The organism is Helicobacter mehlei (genome assembly GCF_003660265.1).
Taxonomy (GTDB): domain Bacteria; phylum Campylobacterota; class Campylobacteria; order Campylobacterales; family Helicobacteraceae; genus Helicobacter; species Helicobacter mehlei.
In genome coordinates this window covers 1-5,625 of sequence record NZ_QXQP01000037.1, presented here as the reverse complement: position 1 = coordinate 5,625, position 5,625 = coordinate 1, and the positions used below count along the sequence as shown (strand labels likewise).

Below are 5,625 nucleotides of genomic sequence, written 5' to 3'. Positions count from 1 at the left end.
TCTTTAGTTTAGTGATGTGTTTTTGCAAGGTGTAGGGCTTTAAGTGTTTTTTAAAAGTCTATAATGCCTCTTATGTAAGGTGATACAATGGTCCATAAAGGCGTAGCAGTTTGCCGATGTGCTTATTTTTGTTTGTATTGTAGAGTTTCTGTTTGTAGGCGATTAACATTGGGGTATTATACACAACCCCAGTGATATTTAAGAGTGTGCGGCAACTCTCCGCTTAGCTTTAAGCTTGTGGGCTTTAGCGCGCAGATGGTAGGGTTTTTAATTGCTTTTTTAAAAGGGCTTTACGCTGTGGCGCATTTTTAGCCCTTACCAGCCACGCCGTAAAGCCCCTAGCTTTAGCTATGGGGATATAAGGCTAGCACCAGCATGGCTGTGCTAATATTTGTGCAATCAAAGGGTAATACCCTTGGGGTTGGGGCATCAACCTTTGGAATAGGGAACGTAAGACTCCAAACGGAGCTGTCCTGCTTGAAGCCGCGATCTCCACTAAAGTTAGAATCCCCTAACTTTAGTTATGGGAGAGTACGTCAATTAGATAAGATAATGTCGTTTTTATCATGACTAGGGGTTAGGGTAATACAAAGTTTGCCATTTTCAGCTTCCACAAGGTTTGTTGGGTTTGTAGGGCTTGAACTGCATGGTTTCTTTTGTTTTATAATATTTTAAGATTAAATATCGTTAAATTGCGCTCGTGTTTTTTAATTTTTGATGAGAAGGAGTTTCTATGGCCTTGATAACTAAATGGGGGGGGGAGCGACACTCTTAGCGGGTCTTCTCCTTGTAGGTTGCACCACTAAGATCGGGAGCATTAATCCTAACCACCCCAGTGATCCCAAAATGCAGAAAGTCTATGGGGTTGCTTGTGATTCTTTCACATGGCCTTATGGCAAGAATGATGAGGCACTTAAAAGCCGTGCGATGGAATCTGTTAATGCACAAGCACAAGCTATTGTCTCTGCAGCCGATGCCAAAGAAGCCGAGTTGGCGAATGTCAATATCACCAAAAACATTTGGCCGTGGTTTTGGGGCTTGATGGGTCAAAAGTGCGTGCAAATTGATGGTTATGCCATTCCTAAGGGCTTATCTGCTGCAGCTGAGGCACGTAAAAAGGCTGCAGAAGAAGCTGCAGAAGAAGCCCGACAAGCCAACACGCATAGTTGTGAGGGCTGGAAGTATCTCGCTATGGGTTCTTCAACCACTAAAGAAGATGCACAAAAAGCTTTAGAGACTTTTACGAGGGATTCTAAGAGCACGGATCCACACACCCAAGCGTGTGCTTTGGAGGGTTTAGGCTTTCTTTACCAATACGGCTTAGGGGTTAAGCAAGATAAGACCAAAGCGATACAATTCTACGAACAAGAGGGCAAACTGGGCTATGGAATTGGCTATGGCAACATAGCAGGAATATTTCAAGATAGTGATGAGAAAAAAATGTCTTATTACCTAGACTTGTGCAATCAAGCTCCCCACAAACCAGGAGGAAACGGGCGTGATGGTGGTTGTGCCTTAGCCGCAGGTCTTGGGGGGGATTAGTTTGCCTTTGTCAATCAAACTTCTAATAGTGGCACAGAGTGGGTGTTGTTGCCTAATTTGAAGTTCTTAGCCACAATTTTCGTGGCTGTGTTGTTATGTGCGGGGTGTTTTGCCCCAACACAAAGTCCTAAAAATTCTATTATTCAACAAGCCCAAGAGCCTACACCAAGTTTTGCAAACACCCCAAACTACTTAGAACAACAAACCTTAAAGCCAAATCTCTCTATATCTGACTATTGGCAACTCGCCCAAAAAGCCTATGCCCGCAAAGATTACCAGCAAGCCAAAACTTATTACCAACAACTAGCTAATTTGGGGGATTCTAGAGGTTATTATGGCTTGGGTGTGTTGTGGAGCACTTATGCCTATGATGATAAAGACGGCGATATTCCCCCTAACTACCCCAAAGCCCTAGACTATTTGCAAAAAGCTGCCCATTTAGGCAATGCACAAGCCCATACCAAACTAGGGGATTTTTATACAGAAGCCAAAGGAGTGTTCCAAAATCCTCAAAAAGCCACTACACACTATCTAGAAGGTGCCAAGCTAGGCGATGTGCAAGGCTACTACAAGTTAGGGATTTTATATCGCGATGGTAAGGGCATCCCTCCAAATCTTCCCAAGGCGATCGCCTATTTTCGCAAAGCAGAAGATAAGGGTAGCGTGCTTGCCGGGCTGGCTTTGGGTGTTCTCTTTAGAGATCGAAAAGAGCCCCTCAAAGCTCTTGATCACTTTAAGAGAACAGCCAATAGGGGGAGTGCTCTTGCTTACACTCTGCTAGGCGATATGTATGTTAATGGCTATGGTGTTGCCAAAAATCTTAAGCGCGCCCAAGCATATTACACCCAAGCCAAACACACCCCCAAATCCCCCATAGAAGATGGGGTTTTATTCGATCTGCTCCGTCTCCCACAAAAGGCTAGCTACTACTCTCCACCAAACGCCCCACCTATCCCCTCTCCTAGCAAACTCAAAAGTGCCTATTTGAAGCGTTGGTATGCCCCTTGGAAGACTATGAAAGTCATTAAGCGCAAAGAAGTTTTTTGGATGCGCTATAGTCTCCTCACGCCAGCTTATCAAGAAGATGGCACACCCCACGACCTCAAAGTCCTACGCCATATTGAAGCAGACATGGACATGCCCCATTATCCCAGCGTGCATTTAAAAGGTGTGATTTTGGCTAATACCTCTGTGCGCGCTGTGCCAACCGATCTAGCCTATTACCCCACACCACAAGATTATCCCTCTGATCTGTGGCAAAATTCTTTGATTTTTGCAGGTACGCCCGTTCTCATCACCCACTACAACAAAGCCAAGACTTATGCCCTGATCCAAAGTAGTTTCGTGGTCGGTTGGGTGCGTATCCAAGATGTCGCCCCGATTAAGCCCAAAACTATCAAGAATATTTTAAGTCTATCAAATTACCTCACCCCTTTGAACGATAACATCCCTAACGCCCGCATGGGACAGATTTTTCTCAAAGTGCCCCGCACGCCTAATCAAATTTATACTTTTATCAAAGACACAAAAGGCTTTGCCCAACTCATACAAACCCCTATTAACCCCCAAAACTTCACCCCCTTCCCACGTCCTTTTACCCCTAAAACTATGGCGGCTGTGATCGATACTTTGCTAGGCCAACGCTATGGCTGGGGTGGGATGAATCACCATCGCGATTGTTCGGCTTTCACTCGCGATAGTTTTGCTAGCTTTGGGGTGTTTTTGCCTAGAAACTCCCACGCTCAAGTGCGCTACGCGCATAATGCCATTGATTTGCACAAAATGTCTGCAACTAAGAAAGAGGCCTATATTATCAAGCACGCTACACCTTTTGCTACCATTTTATGGCTCAAAGGGCATATTATGCTGTATCTGGGCACTTATCACAACCAAGCGATTGTGGCGCATAATATCTGGTCTATCTCTATTTCTAAAACCCGCAAACAAGAGCATCTCTACCATGTGGAGCGAGCCGTTATCACAACCCTAAGACTAGGCGAGGAGCACAAGAGTAGCCTTTCACAACCCAATCTTTTAATCAATCGGATCGATGCGATGTCTGATCTCTACACATACATTGTAAAATCTTCTCACTAAGGATTTGCCAAACATCTTGCTAAATGCTCCGGAATTTAAAACAGCTGGGGCATTTTTCGGGGGATTAAGATACAGGCTTATTTGTGTCTTTAAACCCCAATATCTCTCTTGGCAGAAATCCCACTCGTCCTTAGCAGGTTGGATGAATGCCACTGATTTGCGATATAACGTCTCTTTACACCATATCCCTCTAAAATGGGGCTTATTTGGGGCTCATCCCCATTGTATCCCCATAGGGTGGGGTGCATAACGGGGGGAAGTAACGATAAAATCACTCCCCAAACTCCTCTGAAAAGGCTAACAAAAAACCTAACTTTTACCCCTATGAGAAGCTTTACATGACACCCTTTTTGCAAAAAGGGGCAAAATCACATTCATATGACTATACCTCCAATGCTAAAGGTGCGGGTGTAAAAACTGATTTTGTTTTGCGCCACTAAAACCCAATCTTTGACACTGCTAGAAAATTTGTCAATGAGGATTTTCTGCGTGCGCGTGCTCTCTAGGGTGGAGAATTTAAGCGCTCCTCTAGCCTCAACTTTGGCTATGAGTTCCTCAAAGTCTTTGAGTTGCTCCAAATACAGCGTGGCGGTGAAACTGATCCGTTTTTCATTGCTCCCCAGTTTGAGATAGAAGTTTTTAGAGAGCGTTTCTACCTTATTAATGCCTAAAGAGTATTCAAAATCCAAACTAGGGATGTTGTGATCCACCCTGAAAGTGAATTTGTCAATCTTAATGATTTTCCCCATATCTGCCATTATTTGCCTTTAATCGCACTCTCAAAGCTCAAATTCATCACCCACCCGCTTTTATCTAGGCTGTGTTGCACTTGGGTGATCAAATGCACTTCTTTAGATTTGCCCTTTTTGAGCTCTAAAAGCCCACCGGCAAAGAGCACCTGACCTAACGCCCGTAATGTGCCTTTTGTTTTAGCGGTATTGGCCTCTTTAAGGCGGGTTTTGCCAATCACTAAGGCCTCTTGTTTGGTGCTGGCATGCACGCTCATACGCTTTTTGGGCTGTTGCCCCGAACCGATGATGATCGTATGCTCCTGCCCGTTTTTATCAGTAAAGACCACTTCCGCGCTTTTAAAATGCTTGGTTACCATGTATTCAATATCCAAACTCATACAGCTATCGGCATTGATTTGGTAGCGGGGGCGTTTGTATTGCTTAATATCTCTGTCAATGAAAATCAATGTGTCATTTTTAATCGCATAGCTACACCCGTATTCTTTTGCCAAACGCATACACAACGCGCTATCGCTCTCATCAACTTGCTCTAAAGCATTCCAAACACTGCTCGCATGCTCAAAGGAGATTTTGGACTTCAAGCCGTGCTCCCTAGCGATGGAGCGTAAAATATCGGCGGCACTTTTGTTCTTAAAAGTGCGGCTCTTTTTCTCTTTGAGCTCTTTGTTAAAATTAATGCTAGTCGCATCGATGCTAAAGCTGTGCTTGTAACTCTCTTTAATGGCAGAAACATAAAAGCCCCCAAAAAAATACAGCTTATCCCACCCCAAAAACAAATCCAAGCGATCGCCAAATTGGGGCATTTTAGAATTGGGGGCGAGTTTGAGGCTGAGTGTATCGGTATTGTCTTTTTCATAGTCAGTATAATCTAAACTTTCCACCACAACCCCTACCTTAGATTTAATCCGCCATTGGGGAGCAAGGTATGTCTGCATTTAGTCCTCCTTCCATAAAGGCACAATGTCATTCCCCTCTGCTATATCCTCTAAAGCAGGTAAGCCCACCACTTCTCCACCCTCAAAGACATCAATAGATAAGAGTTTGACATTAGCCAACAAAAAGGCATTATATCCACTAGTATAGCCATGTTGTTCCAAATGCCCGTAATGCTTGAAAAAGAGGCTATCCCATCTAACCGTTCTTACAAACCTATAAAACCGCATAAAATCCTATAAAATTATATCAACAAAAAATTTTTAGCGGTTTCTGTTGCATTCCTGTTTCCACCATGCTG

At 43.9% G+C, this 5,625-nt stretch carries 5 protein-coding genes; 2 read left to right on the top strand and 3 right to left on the bottom strand.

What is annotated here, in order from left to right; genetic code table 11:
* The first annotated feature begins 846 nt into the window (after positions 1-846).
* Both EAO36_RS07935 and EAO36_RS09000 read left to right on the top strand, forming a co-directional pair.
* Positions 847-1,542, top strand: a complete 696-nt coding sequence (locus EAO36_RS07935; protein WP_162983291.1) for an SEL1-like repeat protein — start codon at positions 847-849, stop codon at positions 1,540-1,542.
* Positions 1,543-1,590: 48 nt separating this feature from the next.
* The gene (locus EAO36_RS09000; RefSeq protein ID WP_162983292.1) at positions 1,591-3,639 is read left to right on the top strand and encodes an SH3 domain-containing protein; all 2,049 of its coding nucleotides are present in this window, start codon (positions 1,591-1,593) and stop codon (positions 3,637-3,639) included.
* A gap of 374 nt (positions 3,640-4,013) precedes the next feature.
* Here the strand turns inward: EAO36_RS09000 and EAO36_RS07925 are convergent, their stop codons facing one another.
* Genes EAO36_RS07925 through EAO36_RS07915 form a run of 3 tightly spaced genes read right to left on the bottom strand, consistent with a single transcriptional unit; the run spans position 4,014 to position 5,554 of the window.
* On the bottom strand, positions 4,014-4,397 hold the full coding sequence (locus tag EAO36_RS07925; RefSeq protein ID WP_120955973.1) for a hypothetical protein: 384 nt from the start codon (positions 4,395-4,397) through the stop codon (positions 4,014-4,016).
* The gene (locus EAO36_RS07920; protein ID WP_120948806.1) at positions 4,397-5,326 is read right to left on the bottom strand and encodes a phage late control D family protein; all 930 of its coding nucleotides are present in this window, start codon (positions 5,324-5,326) and stop codon (positions 4,397-4,399) included. The genes EAO36_RS07925 and EAO36_RS07920 overlap by 1 nt, the downstream gene beginning before the upstream one ends.
* A complete protein-coding gene (locus tag EAO36_RS07915) occupies positions 5,327-5,554 on the bottom strand; it encodes a hypothetical protein (RefSeq protein ID WP_120955972.1) in 228 nt (75 codons plus the stop codon). It lies immediately after the preceding gene.
* Between the last annotated feature and the right edge of the window lie 71 nt (positions 5,555-5,625).